At 68.2% G+C, this 20,978-nt stretch carries 19 protein-coding genes; 14 read left to right on the forward strand and 5 right to left on the reverse strand.

Annotated elements, in window-relative coordinates:
* Nucleotides 1–127 precede the first annotated feature (127 nt).
* Genes aroF through BLV57_RS31200 form a run of 7 tightly spaced genes read left to right on the forward strand, consistent with a single transcriptional unit; the run spans nt 128 to nt 8,587 of the window.
* Nucleotides 128–1,168: a 3-deoxy-7-phosphoheptulonate synthase gene (aroF, locus tag BLV57_RS31170; protein WP_091294837.1), complete on the forward strand. Its 1,041-nt coding sequence runs from the start codon at nt 128–130 to the stop codon at nt 1,166–1,168.
* A gap of 27 nt (nt 1,169–1,195) precedes the next feature.
* The gene (locus BLV57_RS31175; protein ID WP_091294839.1) at nt 1,196–1,531 is read left to right on the forward strand and encodes a hypothetical protein; all 336 of its coding nucleotides are present in this window, start codon (nt 1,196–1,198) and stop codon (nt 1,529–1,531) included.
* An 8-nt stretch (nt 1,532–1,539) separates the two neighbouring features.
* Nucleotides 1,540–3,501, forward strand: a complete 1,962-nt coding sequence (locus tag BLV57_RS31180) for an FAD/NAD(P)-binding protein (RefSeq protein WP_091294840.1) — start codon at nt 1,540–1,542, stop codon at nt 3,499–3,501.
* On the forward strand, nt 3,498–4,847 hold the full coding sequence (locus tag BLV57_RS31185; protein WP_091294842.1) for a class-II fumarase/aspartase family protein: 1,350 nt from the start codon (nt 3,498–3,500) through the stop codon (nt 4,845–4,847). The genes BLV57_RS31180 and BLV57_RS31185 overlap by 4 nt, the downstream gene beginning before the upstream one ends.
* An 11-nt stretch (nt 4,848–4,858) precedes the next feature.
* Nucleotides 4,859–6,154 (forward strand): ATP-grasp domain-containing protein, encoded by a 1,296-nt coding sequence (locus tag BLV57_RS31190; protein ID WP_091294844.1) that lies wholly within the window; start codon nt 4,859–4,861, stop codon nt 6,152–6,154.
* Between the two features lie 10 nt (nt 6,155–6,164).
* The gene (locus BLV57_RS31195; RefSeq protein WP_091294845.1) at nt 6,165–7,385 is read left to right on the forward strand and encodes an ATP-grasp domain-containing protein; all 1,221 of its coding nucleotides are present in this window, start codon (nt 6,165–6,167) and stop codon (nt 7,383–7,385) included.
* The gene (locus tag BLV57_RS31200; RefSeq protein ID WP_091294847.1) at nt 7,382–8,587 is read left to right on the forward strand and encodes an MFS transporter; all 1,206 of its coding nucleotides are present in this window, start codon (nt 7,382–7,384) and stop codon (nt 8,585–8,587) included. The genes BLV57_RS31195 and BLV57_RS31200 overlap by 4 nt, the downstream gene beginning before the upstream one ends.
* On the opposite strand, the gene BLV57_RS31205 is transcribed toward BLV57_RS31200, so the two are convergent.
* The gene (locus BLV57_RS31205) at nt 8,529–9,803 is read right to left on the reverse strand and encodes an MFS transporter (protein WP_245757590.1); all 1,275 of its coding nucleotides are present in this window, start codon (nt 9,801–9,803) and stop codon (nt 8,529–8,531) included. The two genes, BLV57_RS31200 and BLV57_RS31205, sit on opposite strands and share 59 nt — an antisense overlap.
* 116 nt (nt 9,804–9,919) lie before the next feature.
* On the opposite strand from BLV57_RS31205, the gene BLV57_RS31210 reads away from it, so the two are divergent.
* The 4 genes from BLV57_RS31210 to BLV57_RS31225 all read left to right on the forward strand — a co-directional run bounded on the left by BLV57_RS31210 (nt 9,920) and on the right by BLV57_RS31225 (nt 13,118).
* Nucleotides 9,920–10,420, forward strand: coding sequence for a toll/interleukin-1 receptor domain-containing protein (locus BLV57_RS31210; protein WP_091294849.1), 501 nt, complete (start codon nt 9,920–9,922; stop codon nt 10,418–10,420).
* Between the two features lie 7 nt (nt 10,421–10,427).
* Nucleotides 10,428–11,366: a hypothetical protein gene (locus BLV57_RS31215; RefSeq protein WP_091294851.1), complete on the forward strand. Its 939-nt coding sequence runs from the start codon at nt 10,428–10,430 to the stop codon at nt 11,364–11,366.
* A 157-nt stretch (nt 11,367–11,523) separates the two neighbouring features.
* Nucleotides 11,524–12,255 (forward strand): hypothetical protein, encoded by a 732-nt coding sequence (locus BLV57_RS43445; protein ID WP_176968887.1) that lies wholly within the window; start codon nt 11,524–11,526, stop codon nt 12,253–12,255.
* Nucleotides 12,256–12,350: 95 nt separating this feature from the next.
* Entirely contained in the window at nt 12,351–13,118 is a 768-nt protein-coding gene (locus BLV57_RS31225) for an SDR family NAD(P)-dependent oxidoreductase (protein WP_091294855.1), read from the forward strand.
* On the opposite strand, the gene rho is transcribed toward BLV57_RS31225, so the two are convergent.
* Nucleotides 13,115–14,185 carry a transcription termination factor Rho gene (gene rho / locus BLV57_RS31230; protein WP_218134907.1) on the reverse strand — a complete coding sequence of 357 codons (1,071 nt, stop codon included), beginning with the start codon at nt 14,183–14,185 and terminating at the stop codon, nt 13,115–13,117. The genes BLV57_RS31225 and rho overlap by 4 nt on opposite strands.
* Nucleotides 14,186–14,391: 206 nt before the next feature.
* Between rho and BLV57_RS31235 the strand changes: the two genes are divergently transcribed.
* The gene (locus BLV57_RS31235; protein ID WP_091294857.1) at nt 14,392–14,664 is read left to right on the forward strand and encodes a DUF6412 domain-containing protein; all 273 of its coding nucleotides are present in this window, start codon (nt 14,392–14,394) and stop codon (nt 14,662–14,664) included.
* Between the two features lie 65 nt (nt 14,665–14,729).
* Complete coding sequence (locus tag BLV57_RS31240; RefSeq protein ID WP_091294859.1) at nt 14,730–15,452, forward strand: YidC/Oxa1 family membrane protein insertase; 723 nt, start codon at nt 14,730–14,732, stop codon at nt 15,450–15,452.
* On the opposite strand, the gene BLV57_RS31245 is transcribed toward BLV57_RS31240, so the two are convergent.
* Both BLV57_RS31245 and BLV57_RS31250 read right to left on the reverse strand, forming a co-directional pair.
* Nucleotides 15,449–15,925, reverse strand: coding sequence for a hypothetical protein (locus BLV57_RS31245; RefSeq protein WP_091294860.1), 477 nt, complete (start codon nt 15,923–15,925; stop codon nt 15,449–15,451). The genes BLV57_RS31240 and BLV57_RS31245 overlap by 4 nt on opposite strands.
* A gap of 88 nt (nt 15,926–16,013) precedes the next feature.
* Nucleotides 16,014–18,647, reverse strand: coding sequence for an AfsR/SARP family transcriptional regulator (locus tag BLV57_RS31250; protein ID WP_091294862.1), 2,634 nt, complete (start codon nt 18,645–18,647; stop codon nt 16,014–16,016).
* Between the two features lie 83 nt (nt 18,648–18,730).
* Between BLV57_RS31250 and BLV57_RS31255 the strand changes: the two genes are divergently transcribed.
* A complete protein-coding gene (locus BLV57_RS31255) occupies nt 18,731–20,266 on the forward strand; it encodes an alpha/beta fold hydrolase (RefSeq protein WP_091294864.1) in 1,536 nt (511 codons plus the stop codon).
* Nucleotides 20,267–20,382: 116 nt separating this feature from the next.
* On the opposite strand, the gene BLV57_RS31260 is transcribed toward BLV57_RS31255, so the two are convergent.
* A complete protein-coding gene (locus tag BLV57_RS31260) occupies nt 20,383–20,967 on the reverse strand; it encodes a pentapeptide repeat-containing protein (RefSeq protein ID WP_091294866.1) in 585 nt (194 codons plus the stop codon).
* Nucleotides 20,968–20,978 lie beyond the last annotated feature (11 nt).

The following is a 20,978-nucleotide window of genomic DNA, read 5'->3' on the forward strand; positions in this document are numbered from 1 at the left end:
CGGCGGAGGGGGCCTGCGCGTTCCACACCACACCCGGGATAAAGCGTGCTTTATATCGGGGAAAAGCACCCCGATATAAAGCCCGCTTTATCCCACACCCACCCCACCTGTTCTGAGGAGAAAAGTCATGTCCGAGTCGCTTCTGGTCTTCGCCGCCGGCACCAACGTCGACGGCTGGCTGCAGCACTTCGACTCCACCGGCACGACCGCGAATTCAGTGAAACTCGGGGATTCCATAGTGGTCATCGCGAAGGGCCCTGGCACCGAGATCCCCGCCCCGGCCGGGCTGCCTGCCCCGAAGCACGAGGTCGCGTCCAAGGGCGACTTCCGCCTCGGCCGCCGCGAGCTGCGCCCCGAGGGCACCATCGTGAACATCGGCGGCGCCAAGGTCGGTGACGGCTCCGTCGCCGTCTTCGGCGGGCCGTGCGCGGTCGAGAACCGCGAGCAGATGCTGGCCACCGCCTCGGTCGCCGCGCAGTACGGTTCCGTCGGCCTCCGCGGCGGCGCGTTCAAGCCCCGCACCTCGCCCTACTCGTTCCAGGGGCTGCGCTGGGCCGGGCTCGAGCTGCTGGAGGAAGCTCGCGCTCACACGGGCCTGCCGATCCTCACCGAGTGCGTCGACCCGCGCCACGTCGAGCGCCTCGCCGAGACCATCGACGGGTTCCAGATCGGCGCCCGCAACATGCAGAACTTCGAGCTGCTCTCCGAGGTCGGCAAGGCGGGCCTGCCGGTCGTGCTCAAGCGCGGTTTCGGCTGCACGGTCGACGAGACGCTCGCCGCGTCGGAGTACATCACCGCGCAGGGCAACGACCAGGTCGTGCTGTGCGAGCGCGGGATCCGCACCTTCGAGCACTCGACCCGGTTCACCCTCGACCTGTCGGCGGTCGCGCTGATGAAGCAGCGTTCGCACCTGCCGGTGATGGTCGACCCGAGCCACTCGGTCGGCATTCCCGCGCTGGTGGAGCCGATGACGCTGGCCGCGGCCGCCGCGGGCGCCGACGCGCTGCTCATCGACATCCACGTGCAGCCGGAGCAGGCGCTCTGCGACGGCAAGCAGGCACTCGTGCCCGAGGCGTTCCGCGGCTTGATGACCAAGCTGGAGCTGCTCGCCATGGGTATCGGCCGCAAGATGGGCGGTGTCGTCCGGCCCGCCCCCGACTTCGCGTAAGAGCACTTTTTCTTTGGGGTGAGACCAATGTCCACATTGGACTCGGTGTTGGCCGATGAGGATTTCGCGGAAGACCGGCGCGGCCTCGATCCGCACGAGCGGATCAGCTGCCGATACCACCGCCGGTGGGCACACGAATGCGTCTCATCGCCACTGCACGTGATTCCGGTGACCGGGCACCGCTGGTGCCGCGGGTGTGACCACCCGCTGTCCGTGGCCGTCGATGACCTCTTGGGCGTGGTCGTGCTGACCTGTCCCCGTTGCGGCGAGACCCCGGACACCCCGGCGACCCAGCAGATAGTCCGCACCTGCCGAGCCAGCTTCGCAGCCTCGCACGGCACTGAACTCGTGAAAGCCGCCTAGGAGAAACTATGGAACTCTGCATCATCGGTGCCGGGCCAAGAGGCCTCTCCGTCCTGGAAAGACTGTGCGCCAACGCCCGTGACCGAGACCCGACGCAGCACGTGACCGTGCACGTCGTCGACCCGCACATCCTCGGCGGCAGCAACGTCTGGCGCACTTCGCAGTCCACCGAGCTGCTGATGAACACCGTCGCCTCGCAGATCACCATGTTCGCCGACGACTCGGTCGACTGCGCGGGCCCGGTCGTGCCAGGCCCGAGCCTGCACGACTGGGCCCGGTTCGTGCACACGTTCGCGGGCAAAGTGCCGGAGTGGGTGGAAAAAGAGGCCAAGCGGCTCGGCCCCGACTCCTACCCGTCGCGCGCCTTCTACGGTCACTACCTGCAGTGGGTGCTGCGGCATCTGCTGAAGACCACAGTGGACCATCTGTCGATCGAACTGCACGCGCTGACGGCGACCTCGCTGTCCGACGACTCGGACGGCACGCAGACCGTCACGCTGTCCGACGGCAGCACGCTGGAGAGCCTGGACGCCGTCGTGCTCACGCAGGGCCACCTGCCGAGCATCCCGACCGAGAGCGAGAGCTCGCTCGCCGACTACGCGGCCCGCCAGGGCCTGGACTACATCCCGCCGATCAACCCGGCCGACCTCGACCTCGGGTTCCTGGAGCCGGGTCAGCCGACCATCCTCAGGGGACTCGGGCTCAACTTCTTCGACTACATGGCACTGCTGACCGTCGGCCGCGGCGGGGAATTCTCCCGTGACGGCAACGGAAAGCTCGTCTACCACCCGTCCGGCGCCGAGCCGAGGATCATCACCGGGTCCCGGCGCGGCATCCCGTACCACGCGCGTGGTGAGAACCAGAAGGGCCCGTACGGCCGTCACGACGCCATATTCCTGACGGCTGACGTCGTCGCCGGCTTCCGGCAGCGCGCCAGCCGTGGCCACCGGGCGAACTTCCGCACGGAGGTCTGGCCGCTCATCGACCGCGAGATCCGCGCGGTCTACTACTCGACGCTGCTCACCGAGCGGCACTGCGGCTGTGACGCGGACACGTTCCTGCGCCGCTACCGCGCGCTGGAGATCGAGGACGCCGGCGACGCTAACCGGTTCGACCCGTTCACGCGGATCGAATCCGCGGCGGAGGAGTCCTTGCTCGAACGGTCGGGCATAGCACCGGAAGAGCGCTGGGACTGGCACGCGATCTCGAAGCCGTACGGCGAGAAGAAGTTCGCGGACGCCGCCGAGTACCGCGAGTGGCTGATCCCCTACCTGTCGAACGACGTGAAGGAAGCCAAGCGCGGCAACGTGTCCAGCCCCCTGAAGGCCGCTCTCGACGTCATGCGGGACCTCCGCAACGAGATCCGGCTGATCGTCGACCACGGTGGGCTGTCCGGTGACTCCTACCGCGACGACCTGCTCGGCTGGTACACCCCGTTCAACGCGTTCGTGTCCATCGGCCCGCCCGCGCGGCGGATCGAGGAGCTGGTCGCGCTGATCGAGGCCGACGTCATCGAGATGGTGGGCCCCGGCATGATCGTCGAGACCCCGGACGACGGGCTCGGCTTCCAGGTCGGCTCCAGCGAGATCCCCGAGCAGGTGCTCCGCGCGACCGCGCTGATCGAGGCCCGGCTGCCCGAGCCCGACCTGCGCCGCACGACCGACCCGCTGATGGGCAGTCTCCTGGCGCGTGGCGAGGCACGGGTCTACCGGATCCCGAGCAACACCGGCGGGCACTACCAGACCGGCGGGCTCGCGGTGTCGAACCGGCCGTACAACCTGGTGGGCGCGGCCCGGCAGCCGCACCCGCGCCGGTTCGCGTTCGGCGTGCCGACCGAGGCCGTGCACTGGGTGACCGCGGCGGGCATCCGGCCCGGGGTCAACTCGGTGATCGTGGCCGACGCGGACGCCGTGGCGCGTGCCAGCCTGTCCGCCGCGTCCCTGCGCTTCAGCTCGGCGGCCGGCCTATGACGGACTTCGGCATTCTGGCACCCGGCTGGGCAGGCACGGGCGTCGACGAGCTGGTCAGCGACCTCGCGTGGGTGCAGGCCATGCTCGACGCCGAGGCCGCGCTCGCCTGTGCGCAGGCCGAGCTCGGCGTGATCCCGGCCGAAGCGGCTCGTGTCATCGTCGCCGCCTGCTCCGCGGAGCGGCTCGACCCGCGCGGGCTGGCCGCCGGGGTGCACGCGACGGCCAACCCGGTCGTCGCGCTGGTCGCCCAGCTGACCGCGGTGGTGGAGTCGATGGACGACTACGCCGTCGACTACGTGCACCGCGGCAGCACGAGCCAGGACATCCTCGACTCGGCGATGATGCTGGTCACCTCCAGGGTCTTCGACCGGATCGTGACCGAGCTCAGGTCGTGCGCGGAGGGGATGGCGGAGCTCGCGCGGCAGCATCGGCGCACCCCGATGGCGGGCCGGACCCTGACCCAGCACGCGGTGCCGATCACGTTCGGGCTCAAGGCCTCGGTCTGGCTGAAGCTGGTGCTGGACACGATCGAGCGCGTCGAGCGCGTGGTGCTGCCCGCTTCACTGGGCGGCGCGGCCGGCACGTTGTCGGCCTATGGCGAGTACGCGGCGCAGGCCGGTGTCCGCGGCGGGATCGAGCTGATCGAGCCGTTCGCGCGGCACCTCGGGCTGGAGCCTTCGGTGCCATGGCACAGCATCCGCACCCCGATCGCGGACATAGCGGGCGCGCTGGTCTTCGTGGCGGGCGCGCTCGGGAAGTTCGCACTCGACGTCCAGGTGCTGACCAGGACCGAGATCGGCGAGGTCGCCGAACCGTCGGCGCCGGGCCGTGGCGCTTCTTCGGCCATGCCGCAGAAGCACAACCCGGTGTACTCGACGCTGATCATGACCGCGGCACGGCAGATCCCGGCGTACGCGCTGGTGCTGTACCAGAGCATGGTCGTCGAGGACGAGCGGTCGGCGGGCGGCTGGCACGCGGAATGGCAGCCACTGCGGGAAATCCTGCGCCTGGCGGCCGGTGCGGCCACGAACGCGGCCTCATTGGCGAGCGGCTTGCGGGTTCAGCCCGAGGTCATGCGGGACAACCTGCACCTGACCGGCAGCGCGGTCGTGTCGGAGAAGCTCGGCGCGGTGCTCGCGCCGTTGCTGGGCAAGGCTCCGGCCAAGAAACTGCTCACCCGGCTCATCGAAGAGTCGGCCGCCACCGGCGCCGACCTGGTCGACCTGCTGGCGTCGGAACTGCCCCAGCTCGACCCGGCCGCGGTCCGCGACCTGCTCGACCCGGCCCAGTACGTCGGCGACGCCCCGGCGCTCACCGACCTGGTCCTCCGTAACCACATCTCCTGAAAGTAGTACCCATGGAAGCATTCATCCTGACCGGAACCTTTGGCGTGGTCTGCCGCAATTCGCTGTACCTGACCGAGCTCGCGAAGCGCGGGCTGAAGATCCTCCTGATCACCCAAGCGCGCTGGCGGGATGAGGCGTTCGCCCGGGTGGCCGAGCCCGGCCACCCGGCTTCGATGATCCACGAAATCGGCTTCATCGACGGCGGTGTCAGCGAGGAAGGCAGCTACAACGCCGGCGTCGTCGCGCTCGGGCAGGCGTGGCGCGAGAAGTACGAGATAGCCGGTGTGCTCGCCGTCGGGGAGACCCTCGTCGAGCCCACCGGCATCCTCGCCGACGCGCTCGGCATGCCGAGCCCCGGCCTGCGCGCCACCCGGGTCTGCCGCAGCAAGTACCTGCAGCGGTTCTACCTGCCCGAGTTCAGTCCACTGTCCATAGTGCTCCCGGCGGGCGAGCGCGACACCCTGCACCCCGAGGACGTGCGCTTCCCCGCCGTGGTCAAGCCCGCCAGCCGTCACTCCAGCTCCGGCGTCGAAATGGTCGACGACTGGGACGAGCTGCACCAGCAGCTCCAAACCTACCCGGAGCACGAGACCGTTCTCGTCGAAGCCAAGGTCGTCGGCCAGGAGTTCTCGGTCGAAAGCCTTGTCCAGCACGGAAAGGCGATCTTCACCTCGGTCACCCGCAAGGAGACGACCGACTCGCACGCCCGCACCTTCGTCGAGCTGTCCCACAGCGTGCCCAGTGACCGGTTGGACGTCCAGGACGCGCTGCTCGACGCCAACCAGAAGATGCTCGACAAGCTCGGCTTCGAAAACGGCATCGCGCACGCCGAATGGCGCGTCGACGCCGAAGGGAACCCCTTCCTGATGGAGGTCGCGGCCCGCACCCCCGGCGACGGGATCATGGTCCTTTATGGACTCGCCACCGGCGCGGCCGCCGAACCCGAGATCACGAAGATCGCGCTGGGCGAGGACGCGAGCTACCCGGCTCCGGCCAGGCACGCCCGGCAAATCTACCTGGAGCACGAACTCGGCACGCTCGCCGACGTCGTCCTCGACTGGGACGGCATAGAGCCGCACTGGCTCGGCGAGGACGGCCTGTGGCCGGAGATCAAGCCGGGTGCCCAAGACGACCCGCCCACCTTGCGAGCCTTGCTCGTACTGAAAGGAAAGGGAACGACGCTCACCGAACTCAGCGCGTCCGAGGACAGGGCGGTCACCTTCCTCATCGACGCCCCGACCGTGAAGGAGCTCGACGAACTGGAGAACCGGGTCCGCGAGGCCATCACCATCAAGGTCGAGAAGTAAGGAGCAGGACATGGTCACCCCACTTGTGATGGTGATGCCCTACAAGGCCTTCGTCGAGAAGGCCACGCAAGAGGGGTTCGCCGTCTGCGCGATCTGGGACCCGGGCATGGGTCCGATGATGCCGCCGGGATTCAACTTCCCCGAGTACCTGAAGGAGGTCGAACAGCACGCCGACTCACTCATGTACGCCGACTTCACCGACCGGGAGGAGCTTGCCAGGGTCATCGGGAAAGCAGTCCAGAACACCGGTGCCGAGCTCGTCTATCACGTCGGCATGGAAGCCAGCATGGTTCCCGCCTACGAGATCGCCGACGAGCTCGGCGCCGCCGTCAACCCGCCGCGGTCGATCCGGCTGCTCAACAACAAGCACGAGATGCGCAAGCTGCTGGCCACGCACGGGCTTTCCAGCGTCCAGTACGCGCACGCCGACCACTGGCAGGAGGTCGAGGCGCTGCTCGACGGCTTCCGGCTTCCGGTGGTCGTCAAACCGACCGACCTCGCCGCTTCGCAGGGCGTGTTCAAACTGACCGACCGCTCACAGCTCGCCGACTGGGGCAAGCTGCTCGAGTCCTACGACTACGACGGGCCGGTGCTGATCGAGGAGTACCTCGACGGCCCGGAGTTCAGCGTGGAGAGCATGTCGATCCGCGGTGAGCACCACGTCATCGGCGTCACGCGCAAGATACTCGGGCCGCCGCCGACCTTCGTCGAAGCCGGGCACGTCCACCCGGTCGCCGAATCCGCGCAGACCCAGGCGATCGCGACGCTGACCAAGGAACTGCTGCGCGTCAGCGGCTACCAGACCGGCCCGGTGCACACCGAGGTCATCTGGACCCAGCGCGGCCCGAAGATCGTCGAATCCCAAGCCCGCCTCGGCGGAGACAGGATTCCGCAATTGGTCCAGATGGCCACCGGCTTCGACCTCGAGCGCGAGATCTTCCGCGCGCTCAAGGGCGGTCCGATCACCCCGAAGACGCGCGGCGACGTCGCGAGGATCCACTACTTCTCGTTCATCCCCGGCACGATCAAGTCCATCGACGGGCTGGACATCGTGCGCGATCTGGAGTTCGTCGGCGACGTCAGCTTCCCGTTCGAGGTGGGCGGGACGCTGCCGGTGACCGTCGACTCCAGGACCCGCCACGGGTTCGTGACGTTCCACGGCAAGGACGAGGCTGAGACGGACGCCCGCCTCGATCTCATCAAAGCACTGGTGCGGGTGATCACCGAATGAATTTCCTGAAGCTGCACCCGAACCTGCGCGTGCGGATCGGGGTCGGGTTCGTCAACCGGCTGCTCGACTCGATGATCACCTCGTTCATGGCCATCTACCTCGCGTTCCGCTACGGCGTCGCGGTGGCGGGCGTGCTGATGTTCGTGGTGGTCTCGTTCGGCGTCGTCGGCATGCTCGTGGGTGGCCACATTTCGGACACCCGCGGCAGGCGCCAGACCTTGCTGCTCACCGAGTTCGCCGGCGTCATCACCTTCGCGGTGATGGCGCTCGGCGACTCGTGGGGCGACACGGTCCTGGTGTACGGCGCGTACCTGGTGAACCGATTCGCGGCCAGTGTCTCGCTGCCCGCCAACGACGCGCTGATCATCGACGTGACCACGCCGGAAGACCGCAAGCAGGTCTACACCTTCATCTACTGGACGATCAACCTCGCGCTCGCCATCGGCGGGCTCGCGGGCGGTTTCCTCTACAACGGACACTTCACGCTGCTGCTCGGCGGCGCCGCCGTCTGCACGGCCGGTGTCGTGCTCGTGACGTACTTCTTCATCGCCGAGACGAAGCCGGTGGTCGAAAACGCGCCACCGCGCGCTTCGGCGCTGGCGGAGTTCAGCGCGGGCTACAAACTGGTCATCAGGGACGGGATGTTCATCCGGTACATGGTGGCCGCGACCTTGTTCATGGGCATCGAGCTGCAGCTGACCAACTACGTCGGCGTGCGGCTCGCGCACGATCTGCCCAATGGCATCGAGCTGCTCGGCATCCTGCGCGCCGAGAACACCGCTCTCGTCGTCATCCTCACGTTGTTCTCGCATCTGCTGTTCCGGCGGCTCTCCGACAACGTCCGCCTGCTCGGTGGCGTCGGCATCTTCGTGGCCGGGTACATGGTGCTGACCGTGTCCAACACCGGCTGGGTGCTGCTGATCGCCGGGTTCGTGTTCACCATCGGTGAGCTGATGAACGTCCCGGTGAAGCAGGCGATGCTGGCGAACATGGTCCCGGAGCAGGCCAGGACCCGGTACATGGCCGTCTACAACCTGAACATCCGCGTCGCGCAGATGCTCGCCGCGGTCTGCCTCTCGCTCGGCTCGATCGTGCCGCCGTGGGGCATGGCGCTGCTGTTCGGCGCGGCCGGGCTGGTGATCCTCAGTCAGTTCCGGGTGCTCCTGGCACGTTCAGCGGTTCGGGAGCCGGTCGCGGTGTGACCGGCCGGGTGCGCTCGGCCCAGCGGACCGCTGGGCCGGTCGCCAGCCCGGAGGCCAAGAAAACGACACCCAGCAAGATCCAGCCCGGCGCTCCCCACTCGACGATCAGCGTGACCAGCAACAGCGGCCCCAACATCCTCGCGACCGGCAAGCCGGCGCCGAAGAAGCCCTGATACTGGCCCTGCTTGTCGGCGGGTGCGAGTTCGAAGCTCATCTCCCACGCGCCGGCGGACTGCTGCATCTCGCCGATCACCTGCACGGTGGCGGCGAGCAGCAGGATGGCCACCGGGATCCAGACGGCGGCGTGGATCTGGGAGAACGCGAATACGACACAGGACAGGAACATCACCCAGCCGGACTGGGTGACGATTTTCGACGCCGATCTCAGGTCGGTCACTTTTCGCGCCACCCGCACCTGGAACAGCATCACCGCGGCCGTGTTCAGCACGAGCAGCGCGGAGACCATCCAGGTCGGCGCGTTGGTCCGCTGGGTGATCCACAGTGGCGTCGCCAGGCTGATGATCGGCATCCGCAGCAACATGATCATGTTGAGGAAGGAGATCAGCGCGTACGGCTTGTCGCGCAGCACGGCGAGTTTCGGCTCACCCTCGACGTGCGGCACCGGCGCGACCGGTGGCAGTTTCAAGACCAGCAGTGCCGAAAGCAGGAAGCTCACCGCGTCCATCCCGATGACGGCGAGGTAGGCCTCCTTGGTGTCGAACTGCAGCGCCAGGCCGCCGATCGCGGCGCCGATGGCGATACCCGCGTTCGTCACCGCCTGCAGGTACGCGCGCGTCTTCGTGCGGTCCTTGCGTTCGACCAGCGCGGCCAGCAACGCCTGACGCGCCGCGGCGAGCCCGGACTGACATGTCGCATAAACGACCACCGACGCCAAGAACAACGGGAAAGTCCTGACGAGCAGGAACGAACCCACCGCGATGCTCGTGCCAAGCGCGAGCAGTGTCGCGACCCCGCGAGTGCCGAAACGGTCGGCGAGATGACCGAGTGGCACGCCCATCAGGAACCCGACCGCCCAGCCGATCGTGAGACCGAGACCGATCTGGGTCGGGGACAGGCCGATGATCCGGGTGAAGTACAGGACAGAACAGACGTAATACGCGCCGTCGCCGACGGAGTTGGTCAACTGACCGGCCGCGAGCACCGTCGGCGGTCCCGGCGGCGGGGCGATTCGGCTGAGCAGGGCACTCCGGGCCACAGTGTCTCCTAGCAACCGGTCTTCCTCGTTAAGTGGTAACCGAACGTGCCATCCCCGCGCGCGGCACGTCAAGCACCCGTTCGGCGTTCGGACAGTGGAAAGGACGGTGAACGGCCATGCCCGGCTACCGCTACGACGTGTTCCTCAGCTGCGCGCGCACCGGGCCGTCACGGGAGTGGACGGTGAATCATTTCCGGGATCTGCTCGGCCGAGGCCTTGCCAAGCTCATCGAGGAACCGAAAATCGTCCTCTCCGACGAAGGCGCGTTGCGCGACGCCCGGCTGCTGGTGCCGATCTGGTCGCCGCCGTACTTCACGTCACCCGGCTGCCTCAGCGAGTGGGAGTCGATGCGGCTGCGCGAGCGCCTCTCCGGCCGCCGGCTGATCTGCCCGGTGCGGTTTTCCGGCGAAGGCCTCGCCGGCCACGATCTGCGGCGCTGGAACCGCCCGCACCCGTCCTTCCGGCAGACCCCGCGCTACGACTCGCTGGCCGACGAAGTCGGCAAGCTGGCGCTCGCGTTGGCCGATTTGCTGCCACAGGTGCCCCGCTGGCGCGCCTGGCCCTCGGCGCATCCGCGTCCGCCCGCCCAGCCACCGCCATCACTTCCCCAGCTGTGAGGCCACCATGATCACCACCTTCTACGCGCGGCGCGAGCACCCGCCGTCCGCCGAGCTGGCGCGGCGGACGGCGGCGGCGCTGGCGAGCTGGGGACACCGCGTGCTGTGCGTCGAACGGTCGGGGCTGCCCGGGTTCCTGACCGATCCGTCCACTCCGGTGATCACCGCGCGGGACAACGGTGTCGAAGTCATCCACGGCGAGCCCGAACGGATCGATCTGGAGACGCTCTACACCGACCGCCGTCTCGGCGACGCGCTCGAGGCCTGGCGCGACGGCCACGCCCGCCAGTACGACGCCGTGCTCATCGACTGTCCACACGGGACCTCCGACACCGCGGCCGTCTGCCTGGCGCAGCTGCCGGACACCGTGGTCGCGCTCCTCGGTGACGGATCGACCGACGCCGAGCTGGCCGACATCCTGCGCCGCGCCGACGCGGCCCGCGACCGGATGTCCTACGGCCTGCCGCAGCTGACCTTCGTGCCGATCCTCCCGCCCGGCGCGACCTCGCCGGCGCTGACCGCGCTGGCCGACAACTGGCTCTCCCGCGAGGTCTCCCCGGCCGCCGCGCTGACCGCGCTGGCGTTCGACGCGCGGCAGCATCAGCCGCGGCTGCTCGCCGCGCTGCTGGCGCGCGAACTCGACGCCAGCAGGCTGCTGGTGCAGAATCCGCGCCTGCTCGTCGCGGGCGCGCGCAAAGCCGAACTCCGGCGTGAGCGCGCATTACGCGCCCGAATCCGAGACCTACTCACGAATTTGACCCATTCGGCCCAAGACTGGGACGCGGTGCGGGTTTTACTGGGCACGCTGGAAACCGGACTGCGCCTCGGCGACTGGGACACGCTCGAACGAGCGCTCACCACGTCGACTGTCACCCACACGCGTCACACCGGGCCCATTCCCGCGGAGGTGGCGGCACGGACAGTCACCTTGCTGGACCACCTCTGACCCGCGGTTTCGGTCGCCCCCTCGGCGATCGAAACCCGGGCTGTCCCGATTGCCGATATCGCCCGAAGCCACCTATTGTTACGGCTTGAATTTGAATTCTCCAGGGTCGATCCTGAACTGAAACAAAAGCAGTGGCGGCCGACGAAAGGACAACGCGTTGTCCGACGGGAGCTCTCCGTCCAGCGAAATGGACACGGACCGGTTCGCCGTGCTCGTGCCCCCGCGCCCCCGGCGCTGGACCACCGCGATCATCACCGCGGTGCTGGCGCTCGCCGTCGCCGTGGTCGCCGGCATCGTCTACGTCGCGATCTCCAGCGCCAAGCGCCTGCAGGACGCCGCCCCGCCGCCGGTGGCCACACAAGAGCCACTCCTCGGGCCCTCGTCGTCGCGCTCCCCCAGCCGCCCGCCCTCGTCCACCACGACGACCACCACGACCTCGTCTCCGTCCCCGGAACTTAAGCCGGTGACCGGCCCGGCCGGGCTGGTCGTTTCGCTGCCACCCTCCTGGCCGGTGCACGCGGGCGCCGTCGCGAGCAACCGCGAGGCGACCGACCCCGACGAGGCCACCAGGCTGATCCGCTTCGGCGGCAACCCGTCGTCGTCATCGGGCTCCTTGTTCGACATCACCGCGCGCAACGAGACGCGCAACACCGCCATCAGCACCGACTACCAGCGCGTACGCCTGGACAAGATCGACTTCGGGAGCGCGAGCGAAGCCGTCGACTGGGAGTTCACCTTCACCAAGAGCGGTAAGCCCACGCACGCGCGCGGGGTTTATTGGCGTATCGGCAACACCGACTACGTCGTCTACACCTCGTCCTCGGAGGCGAGCTGGGCCGAGTCGGCCGAGATCTTCGACAGCGTGCTCGCCTCTGCCCGGCCGCGCTGACCTGACGGCGTATCGGGCGACAGTGCGCCGCCAGTGAGCGCGCTGCGCCAAGGTGGATCCAGCACGCACCGGATCGACCGACAAGGGGCATTTCGATGGCGGACCTGACCGGCAAGACCGCGCTGGTGACCGGAGCGTCGCGGGGCATCGGCCGCGGCATCGCCCGCAGGCTGGCCGCCGACGGCGCACTCGTCGCCGTGCACTACGGCAGCAGCGACACCGCCGCCAAGGAGACGGTCGCGGCCATCGAACACGAAGGTGGCGCCGCGTTTCCGGTCAAGGCGCCGCTGGGTGTCGACGGAGATGTGGAAAACCTGCTGACCGGTCTCCAAGCGGGCCTCGATGGCCGTCCTTTGGACATTCTGGTCAGCAATGCCGGTTCCGGCGGCCCCGGTTCACTCACCATGGCCACGCCCACGACGTTCGACGAAACGTTCGCGGTGAATGTGCGAGCACCGTTCTTCCTGCTGCAGCAGGCGCTTCCGCTGCTCAACGACGGCGGGCGCGTCGTGCTGATCTCCTCGTCCATCACCCGGGTGCCCCTTCCCGCCGCGCTGGTCTACGGAATGACGAAAGGCGCACTGGAAATGCTGGGCCGGACCCTCGCGATCCCGCTGGGCCAGCGGCAGATCACGGTCAACGTGGTCTCGCCAGGGGTGACCGACACCGATCTCATCGCGCCGGTGCGGGAGCAGCCGGGGATCATCGAAGCACTCTCGGCCTCGATCGCGCTGGGCCGGATCGGGCAGCCCGCGGACATCGCGGACGCCGTCGCGCTGCTCGTGTCCGACGACGGCCGGTGGATCACCGGGCAGGTCATCGAGGTCAGCGGCGGCGCGAACATCGGCGTGATGGGCGGTTAAGCGGCGCGCGGGGCGACCGACGCGGAAACGCGGAGCAGGAATTCGGCGTTCGAGCCGGTCTTGCGCAGCTGGTCGAGCAGCTGCTCGGTGGCGTTCGGGCCGTGCAGCGCGCGGCGCACGTCGTGCATGACGGCGAGCTCCTCGCGGGACACCAGCAGCTCCTCGCGGCGGGTGCCGGACGCGATGACGTCGACCGCGGGGAACACGCGGCGCTCGGCGAGCTTGCGGTCGAGCTTGAGCTCGGCGTTGCCGGTGCTCTTGAGCTCTTCGAAGAACAATGTGTCGGCCAGCGACCCGGTTTCGACCAGCGCGGTGGCGATAATCGTCAGCGAGCCTCCGTGCTCGACGTTGCGCGCCGCGCCGAGGAAGCGCTTGAGCGGCTGCAGCGTGCCGGCGTCGACACCCCCGGACAGGATGCGGCCGGACGGTTTCCCTGCCAGGTTGTACGCGCGGCCGAGCCGGGTGAGCGAGTCGAGCAGCAGCACGATGTCCTCGCCGTTCTCGACGCGGCGCTTGGCGCGCTCGATGGCGAGCTCGGCGACGGCGATGTGCTCGGTGGGAGGTCGGTCGAAGGTCGACGCGATGACCTCGCCGTCGATGGACCGCCGCAGGTCGGTGACCTCTTCCGGACGTTCGTCGACGAGCACGACCATGAGCTCGCATTCGGGGTGGTTGACCGACAAGGCGTGCGCGATGCCTTGCAGCACAGAGGTTTTACCGGCTTTGGGCGGCGCCGGGATCAGCGCGCGCTGACCTTTGCCGATCGGCATCACCAGGTCGATCAGCCGGGTGAGCAGCAGGTTGGGTTTGGTTTCGAGCAGGAGTCGCTGGTCGGGGTGGATCGGCGTCAGCGCGGTGAATTCGGGGCGGTTCCTGCTGGGTTCGGCGCCATTGACGGTGTCGATGTGCGTCGTAGTGCCGCTGATCACGTCGCCTTGGCGCAGCGCGTACTTGCGCACGGTCGCCTGCGGCAGCGGGACGTCGTCGGGGCCGGCGTTGTAGCCGGACCTGACGAACGCGGTTTTCGTTTGTATGTCAACAATTCCATAGATGGTGTTTTCAGGCATGGGTGTTCTCCAAGGATGCGAACGCGACCAGAACGGATCGCGGGAAAGAGGGAAGCGAGACCGGAAGGCCTGACTTCGGGAAGAGGTCCCGGGGCGGCTCAGATAGCCGACTTCCACTGGGAGCACCATCAGCATACGCGGCTTCGCACCGAAACGCAACGCACCCCGCTTCCGGTACACTTCGGCCGAGCCTGAGGGGAGGTCGCGTGTCCACGTTGCTACAGCTCGCATTTCCGGTGCTGACCAGCCCTGGCGCACTGCTCGCCTTCGCCTCGGTGCTCGCCGCGAGCCTCTTGGTCATCCTGCTCGTCTCGCACGCGCACGGCGGCGAACTCACCCTGTGGTCCTCGCCCGTACGCGGCCGCGCCACCGCACTGCGCGAGCGTTCGCGACGCGCGGCTTTCCTGCGCCTACGAGACCCTGACGCCCGAGGGCGACGGCGCCCCCGCGCACCCGGACTGCGCAGCCTGGCTGCGTAGCGCTTTCTTTACGCAGCCAATCCGCTTATCCCCCAACCCTTTTCTTCTTCAGCGGAGTGCTGCCCATGTTCGGTTTCCTCGACGTGCCCGTTTCCGGCGCATATCACCTCGTCACCTGGCTCGCCTCGATCACCCAGCCCGTCACCGGCCCACTGGCCGTCTCGGTCGCGATCATCGTGTTCACCCTGTGCGTCCGCCTGCTGCTGCATCCCTTGAGCAGGGCGGCTCTTCGCGGGGAACGCGCCCGCGCGGCGATGCAGCCCGAGCTGCAGAAGCTGCAGAAGAAGTACGCGAACAACCCTGACCGATTGCGCCAAGAAGTGGCGAAACTCCAGGAAGAATCCGGTGTCTCATTGTTCGCCGGTTGCCTGCCGATGTTCGCCCAGCTGCCGTTTTTCTGGGTGATGTACCAGCTCTTCTCGTCCGCGACCGTGGCGGGCGAAGCGAATTCACTGCTGGCGGGAACGCTCTTCGGCAGTCCGCTCGGCGCCCACTGGCCCGCGCTGTCCGGCAGTCCCGTCTACTTCGGACTCGCCGCGCTGCTCGCGGTCGTCGCCTGGTTCTCGTCGCGCTGGCAGGCCCGGCAATCGCCCGACAGCCCCAAATTCCTGCGCCTGCTGCCTTACGGCACTGTCTTGGCCGCCGGTTTCGTACCACTCGCGGCCGGACTCTACCTGCTGACGACGACCACCTGGACGGTCGCCGAACGCGCCTGGCTCCGGAGGCCGCGAGGGGAAAACGCCGCCCTCACAGCGGTTTCCCCTCGCGACCGGACACGGGAGGCCTAGAAGTACGTGATGTCCCAGTGGCTGCCCTCATCGCAATAGAGGTTCCCGGCGGCGGATTTCCACTGCGGATACCCGTCGCCACGCAGCCCGATGTAGGTGAAGCTGTTCTTGACGTAGGAGTCGATGCAGCTGTTGTGCGAGATGTCGATCTTGTAGCCGTTCCAGTGACTGTAGGTGCCGGAGGCGTGCCCGACCTCGGTGCCGCCGGTGATGTTGATCGCGCAGCCGCTGGACCGCTTGAGCGTGATCGCCTGGCTCACGGTGCTCTGGTTGATCTGCTCGTACGACGTGCACGTCGAGACGTACCGGTTGGTGCAGCCACCACTCGACGAGTGGGTGATGCCGGCGCCGCCCAGCTGCGACTGGGCGGCGGACTGGCTCAGTTTCGTGACGGCCGAAGCGGTGCCCGTAGTGAACAAGAGCGCCGCTCCGATGGCCGTGACGGCCACCGCCAGCCGCGGGAGTACGCGCATGGAGTGCCTCCAGAGTCGGTGGATCCCAACGCGCTGGAGCTTCGGCGGCACCGCCATAACTTCGCCAAACACACCCCGGATGTGACACTCAGGAACCAGGTGCCCCACTGATCTTCGTCAATGCTTCACGAGTTCGCTCACAACCTTGTGACCTGCTGTTTAGCCCCGCGAGCGCCCTGAGCTCCCACAACGGGAAGCCCAATTCACGGAACAGGTTCGCGGCCAGCGTGAACGCCGACGCGTCACCCCGGATCCGTCCGAGGCTCAGCAGCGCGTACCCGGCGCCGCGCCGGTCACCCAGGTCGGCGAACGTGGTCATCGCCGTCCTCAGGTGCCCTTCCGCAGCCACCTGATCACCCGCGAGATGACACGCGTCGGCGAGGCTGCGATGCGTATACGCGGCCGCGTGCCGATGCCCAAGCTGCTCGAACAGTCGCAACGAGCGCGCGAGGTGCCGCCCGCCGTCCGCGGGTTCACCCAGCTCAGTGTGCAGATCACCGAGGCTGCGCAGCACATGCGCCTCCCAGTGCTGCTCCCCCGCGCGTGTGGCGTTGCCGAGCGCCTTCTCAAGCAAGGTCCCCGCCTCGTCATGACGGCCGTGCCTCCGGAGCACGTCGGCGTAGCGCTTCGCCGCCTGGTCGTTGCGGTCCTCGGCGAGCAGCATGCTCAGCTCGAAGCTTTCGATCGCTCGCCTGACGTCCCCGAGGTCCTCCAGCAGCGACCCGAGCTGATACGCCGCGACCGACTGCCCCTGTGCGTCGCCCTTCAAGAGCACCAACGCCTCACGCAACTCGCTCAAAGCCCGCTGCCCGTCGCCGAGCTCAGCGTGCACATCGGCGAGCGCGACCAGCGAAGCCCCGGTCCCGCGATCGTCCCCGAGCGTGCGGAACCGGCTCTCGGCCAGCTCGAAGTATCGCCGCGCGCGCTGTGACCGGCCGTCCTCCCAATGCAGCGAACCCGCGTTGAGCAGCTTCACGGCCGCTTCCGGGCCATCGGCGGCGAGCCCGAGCAGCGACACCGTGTGCGCGGACCCCGCCGGACTGGCCGCCAGCGCGCCATAGGCCACCGCGAGCCGCTCGAGCACCGCCGCGAACGCGCGCCCGGTCGCTCCCGGATCCGGCGCCGCACGCCAGAACAGCCGCACGAAATCAGGCAGCACATACCGGACGGACCCCAGCGCATCGCGGCCATCCGTCTTGACGAGATGACCGTCGACCAGCGCGTCGAGCAGGTCCCTCGCCGCAGGCACCGGCAACCCGAGCAACGCCGCCGCCGACCACTCGGTGACTTCCGGCGAACAGGTCGCGAGAAGCCGAAGCGCCTCGCGCTCCTCAGCCGACCGTTCCCGCATGGCCGACGACAGCGCACTCCGGACGCTGAGATCCCCGGCGATCAGCTCGTCGAGCACCCGCGTTTCATCGGCCATCCGCTCGGCCAGCTCGCTGACCCGGAGATGCGGACGCTGCGCGAGCTTTGCCCCGGCCACGCGCGCGGCCAGTGGCAAACCACGGCACAGCCGGATCAGCTCCACCCCGGCCACCGGCTCGGCGAGCACTCGTTCCCGCCCCAGCAAGTCCTCGATTTCGGCCAGTTCCCCGACCTCGACCGCTTGCCCCGGCAACCCGAGCAACCTGCGCCGCGACGTCGCGAGCACCAAGCAGCCCGGCCCGCTCGGCAGCAACGAGCGCAGCTGACGCTCCGACACGACGCCGTCGAGCACGATCAGCAGGCGCCGATCGCTGGTCTGCCCCCGCCAAAGCCCGACCAGCTCGTTGAGGTCCTCGGGTGGTTCGACCCCTAACGCGGCCAGGAAGCCCGCAAGCACGTCGCGCGGCGCCAGCCGCCCGATCTCCGCATAGAGCTGGCCATCAGGAAAGCGTTTGCGTGCCCGTCGCGCGGCCTGCACGGCCAGCGCCGTCTTGCCGATCCCAGGCGGTCCGTGCAGTACGACCAGCCCTCGCTCCCGTTCCAACTCGGCAAGCTGAACCGCTCGACCGACGAAGTCCGGCAAAGTGGCGGGCAGCTGGGCCGGTGGGTCGCCGGACGTCCACTCCCGGCCCGCGATGCGCCGGTAGAGGCGATGCAAGTCGTCACCTGGCCGCACCGCGGCCTGTTCCCAGAGCGCGACCCTGGCCCGGTCCAAAGCCCGCAATGCGGCATCACGACGCCCGCACCGATCGAGCGCCACGACGAACTGGGCGACCAGCTGCTCATCGGTCGGCCGGTCCGCGACGACCTTCGCCAGCTCGTCGACCACCTCACGATGCCTGCCCCGCTCGAGCTCGAGCGCGGTATACCGGCGGAAAACCGACCAGCGCCGGTCATTCAGCCACACCTTGTGCGCTTCGACCAGCGGCCCGCCCGCGACGTCCTCGAACGCCGGCCCTCGCCAGCAGCCCAGCGCCTCCTCCAGCGCGCCCGCGTCCGCCAACGCCAAAAACCGATCGGTATCCAGGTCCCCCGGCTCAACGGTCAGCCGGTATCCCAGCGGGCCGTTGCGCAGCCGTTGTTCACCCAGCACCTTGCGCAGCTTCGACACGGTGACCTGAACGATCGCGGCCGCGCTCGACGGTGCCCCATCCGGCCACAGCTCATCGACCAGGGCGTCACGGTGCACGAACTCATTGGGCCTGGCCAGCAGGATGGCGAGCAACCGCCGCGGCTGGGCAGCCGACGGCAAAGGCACCGACGCCGCCAGCGGGCCGAGGACCTGGAATCGCACGCCCGCATCCAAACAACGCATCGCCCTGCGTGGAAACCCTTGCGGTGCTATAACTTCGCACAGTCGCCGAAGGGATACGCATCGTGAGGTCCACGACGTTGGCGGTCGCCGTCCTGAGCGCACTGGCGCTCGTCCCGGCCACCGAAGCACAAGCCGCCAGCCTGGACTGGGAGCCCTGCGAGGGGTCGGCGTTGAACGGCCTCGAATGCGCCACCCTGACCGTGCCGATGGACTACCGGTCCCCCTCGGGCGCCCACCTGTCGATCGCACTGAGCAGGCACCAGGCGACCGACCCGAAGCGGCGCCGCGGGGTCCTGTTCACCAACCCCGGCGGCCCCGGCGGCGCCGGCCTGCAGCTGCCGATCGACTACGCGGATCAGCCGATCGGCCAGGTCTACGACATCATCGGCATGGACCCGCGTGGCGTCGGCCGCTCAACGCGGCTGGCGTGCCTGATCAGCTCATGGCGACCGGACCTGCCCAGCAGGCCGTCCGACACGGACCTTCCGGTTTTCACCGCGGTCGCGCGAGATTCCGAAGAGCAGTGCCAGCGCGGAGGCGGCCAGCTCCGGCAGCACATCACCACGATGAACACCGCTCGCGACCTGGACCGGGCCCGCGCGGCGCTGGGCGAGCGGAAGATCAACTACCTCGGTGTCTCCTACGGCACCTGGCTCGGCGCCGTCTACGGCGAGATGTTCCCGCAACGGCTGGACCGCAGCGTGCTCGATTCCGCGCTCGATCCGCTCAAGACCTGGCACGAGCAGGACGACGACATCCTGACCACCATCGAGGCGAACTTCACCCGTTGGGCGACATGGGCCGCCAACCGCAACGCGACGTTCAAACTCGGCACGACACCGCGCGAAGTACGCGCCTCCGTCGACAAGGTCGCCGAAGCCGTCAAGGCCAAGCCGGTCGCGGGCTTCCGCGACATCTCGCTGTTCGACGAGAACGTCGGCGTTTCCACTCGTTACCGTCCACTGTGGAAGGAGTTCGGCGAGACGATGCGGCAGGCGCTCGACGAGATCGCGGGCGCCGAACCGGACACAGCCTCCCGCGGCCGCATCGATCGCGTCGTCTCGGCGCAACGCGATGACATCAAAGCGACCCGCAACGGTGTCTTCCAGACCGTGACCTGCGAGTGGGACTGGCCGTCCAACGTGGAGGGCTACTACGCGGACATGCGCAAGGCGCGCGACCACTTCCCGTACGGCAACACGGTGTCGTACATGGCGCCGACGAACTGCACCTTCCGCAGCTTCACGCCCGAGCCATTACCCAAGATCGGCCGTGCGCGTTACCCGCTTGGCCTTGTGCTGCAGAGCGACGGCGACACGAACACGCCTTATGTGAACGGCGAGGTCATGGCCGAAACCCTGGGCAGTGCGCTGGTCAGCGTCGCCGGGGAGGGCACGCACGGCCAGTATGCCAACGTGCCGGACCCGATCACCGGTTTCCCGGCGGCCAATCCGTGCGTCGACGACGCTGTCAACACCTACCTGCTCGATGGCGTCCTGCCTGCGAGCAGGCTCACCTGCCAGTCCACGAATCCGCCACCGAACGTGCCGTTCGACGCGCCCGCTGTGGCTCACCGGACAACTGGGGCTGGCGCTTAATACCAACCTTGAATAAAGTCATGACCGACGGATAGGGGCGACAACTAGCCGTCACTATGTTCGTCGCGGGCGGTTCGACCGTGTCGCCCGCGACGAACGTTCCACGCCTGCGGTCCTCAGCGGACCCGCAGGCCAAGCGCGCCGGCGAGCACGACTGCCTGGCCAGCGTCGATGATCGTGCCGTCGAGTTCGGCGTGGCGCGGGTCAAGCGCCGTCAAGTCACTCCCCCGAAGATCCGCGCGCGAGAACTTCGTCTCATGCAGTTGAGCTCCGGACAGGTCCGAGTCGGTGAAGACCGCCTCAACGCAGTTCGCGCGGATCAGGTCGACTTCCCGCAGGCGAACGCCCTGGAAGGTGCTACCCCGCAGATCGGCGCCCGGCAGGTTCACGAACGACCAGTCTCCGCCGGTGACCCGCAGCGGCCGCAGCGAGCATTCCGTGAACCCGCTGCCCACCAGCTTGCAGTCGACGAACTCCGCGTCGAACAGGTTGCACCGCTCGAACGTGCACCCGGTGAACGCGGAGTCCGCGTGCTTCGACGCGTTGAACCGCACGTTGCCGAACGTGCAGTCGGTGAACACAACGCCGCGCGTGGACGCTTCGGTCAGGTCGACTTCCAGGAACCGGCAGCGCGTAAAAGCCCGCGCCGTCAGCTCCTCGGCGTACCAGTCCACGCGGTGGAAAGTCTGGTCCTCCGTCACCCGGCCAGGCT

The organism is Amycolatopsis xylanica, assembly GCF_900107045.1.
Lineage (GTDB): Bacteria > Actinomycetota > Actinomycetes > Mycobacteriales > Pseudonocardiaceae > Amycolatopsis > Amycolatopsis xylanica.

What these genes read in the sequence shown, in the direction of transcription:
- aroF (WP_091294837.1), top strand. Translation starts at nt 128, where the DNA reads ATGTCCGAGTCGCTTCTGGTCTTCGCCGCCGGCACCAACGTCGACGGC.
- BLV57_RS31175 (WP_091294839.1), top strand. Translation starts at nt 1,196, where the DNA reads ATGTCCACATTGGACTCGGTGTTGGCCGATGAGGATTTCGCGGAAGAC.
- BLV57_RS31180 (WP_091294840.1), top strand. Translation starts at nt 1,540, where the DNA reads ATGGAACTCTGCATCATCGGTGCCGGGCCAAGAGGCCTCTCCGTCCTG.
- BLV57_RS31185 (WP_091294842.1), top strand. Translation starts at nt 3,498, where the DNA reads ATGACGGACTTCGGCATTCTGGCACCCGGCTGGGCAGGCACGGGCGTC.
- BLV57_RS31190 (WP_091294844.1), top strand. Translation starts at nt 4,859, where the DNA reads ATGGAAGCATTCATCCTGACCGGAACCTTTGGCGTGGTCTGCCGCAAT.
- BLV57_RS31195 (WP_091294845.1), top strand. Translation starts at nt 6,165, where the DNA reads ATGGTCACCCCACTTGTGATGGTGATGCCCTACAAGGCCTTCGTCGAG.
- BLV57_RS31200 (WP_091294847.1), top strand. Translation starts at nt 7,382, where the DNA reads ATGAATTTCCTGAAGCTGCACCCGAACCTGCGCGTGCGGATCGGGGTC.
- BLV57_RS31210 (WP_091294849.1), top strand. Translation starts at nt 9,920, where the DNA reads ATGCCCGGCTACCGCTACGACGTGTTCCTCAGCTGCGCGCGCACCGGG.
- BLV57_RS31215 (WP_091294851.1), top strand. Translation starts at nt 10,428, where the DNA reads ATGATCACCACCTTCTACGCGCGGCGCGAGCACCCGCCGTCCGCCGAG.
- BLV57_RS31225 (WP_091294855.1), top strand. Translation starts at nt 12,351, where the DNA reads ATGGCGGACCTGACCGGCAAGACCGCGCTGGTGACCGGAGCGTCGCGG.
- rho (WP_218134907.1), bottom strand. Translation starts at nt 14,185, where the DNA reads ATGCCTGAAAACACCATCTATGGAATTGTTGACATACAAACGAAAACC.
- BLV57_RS31240 (WP_091294859.1), top strand. Translation starts at nt 14,730, where the DNA reads ATGTTCGGTTTCCTCGACGTGCCCGTTTCCGGCGCATATCACCTCGTC.
- BLV57_RS31245 (WP_091294860.1), bottom strand. Translation starts at nt 15,925, where the DNA reads ATGCGCGTACTCCCGCGGCTGGCGGTGGCCGTCACGGCCATCGGAGCG.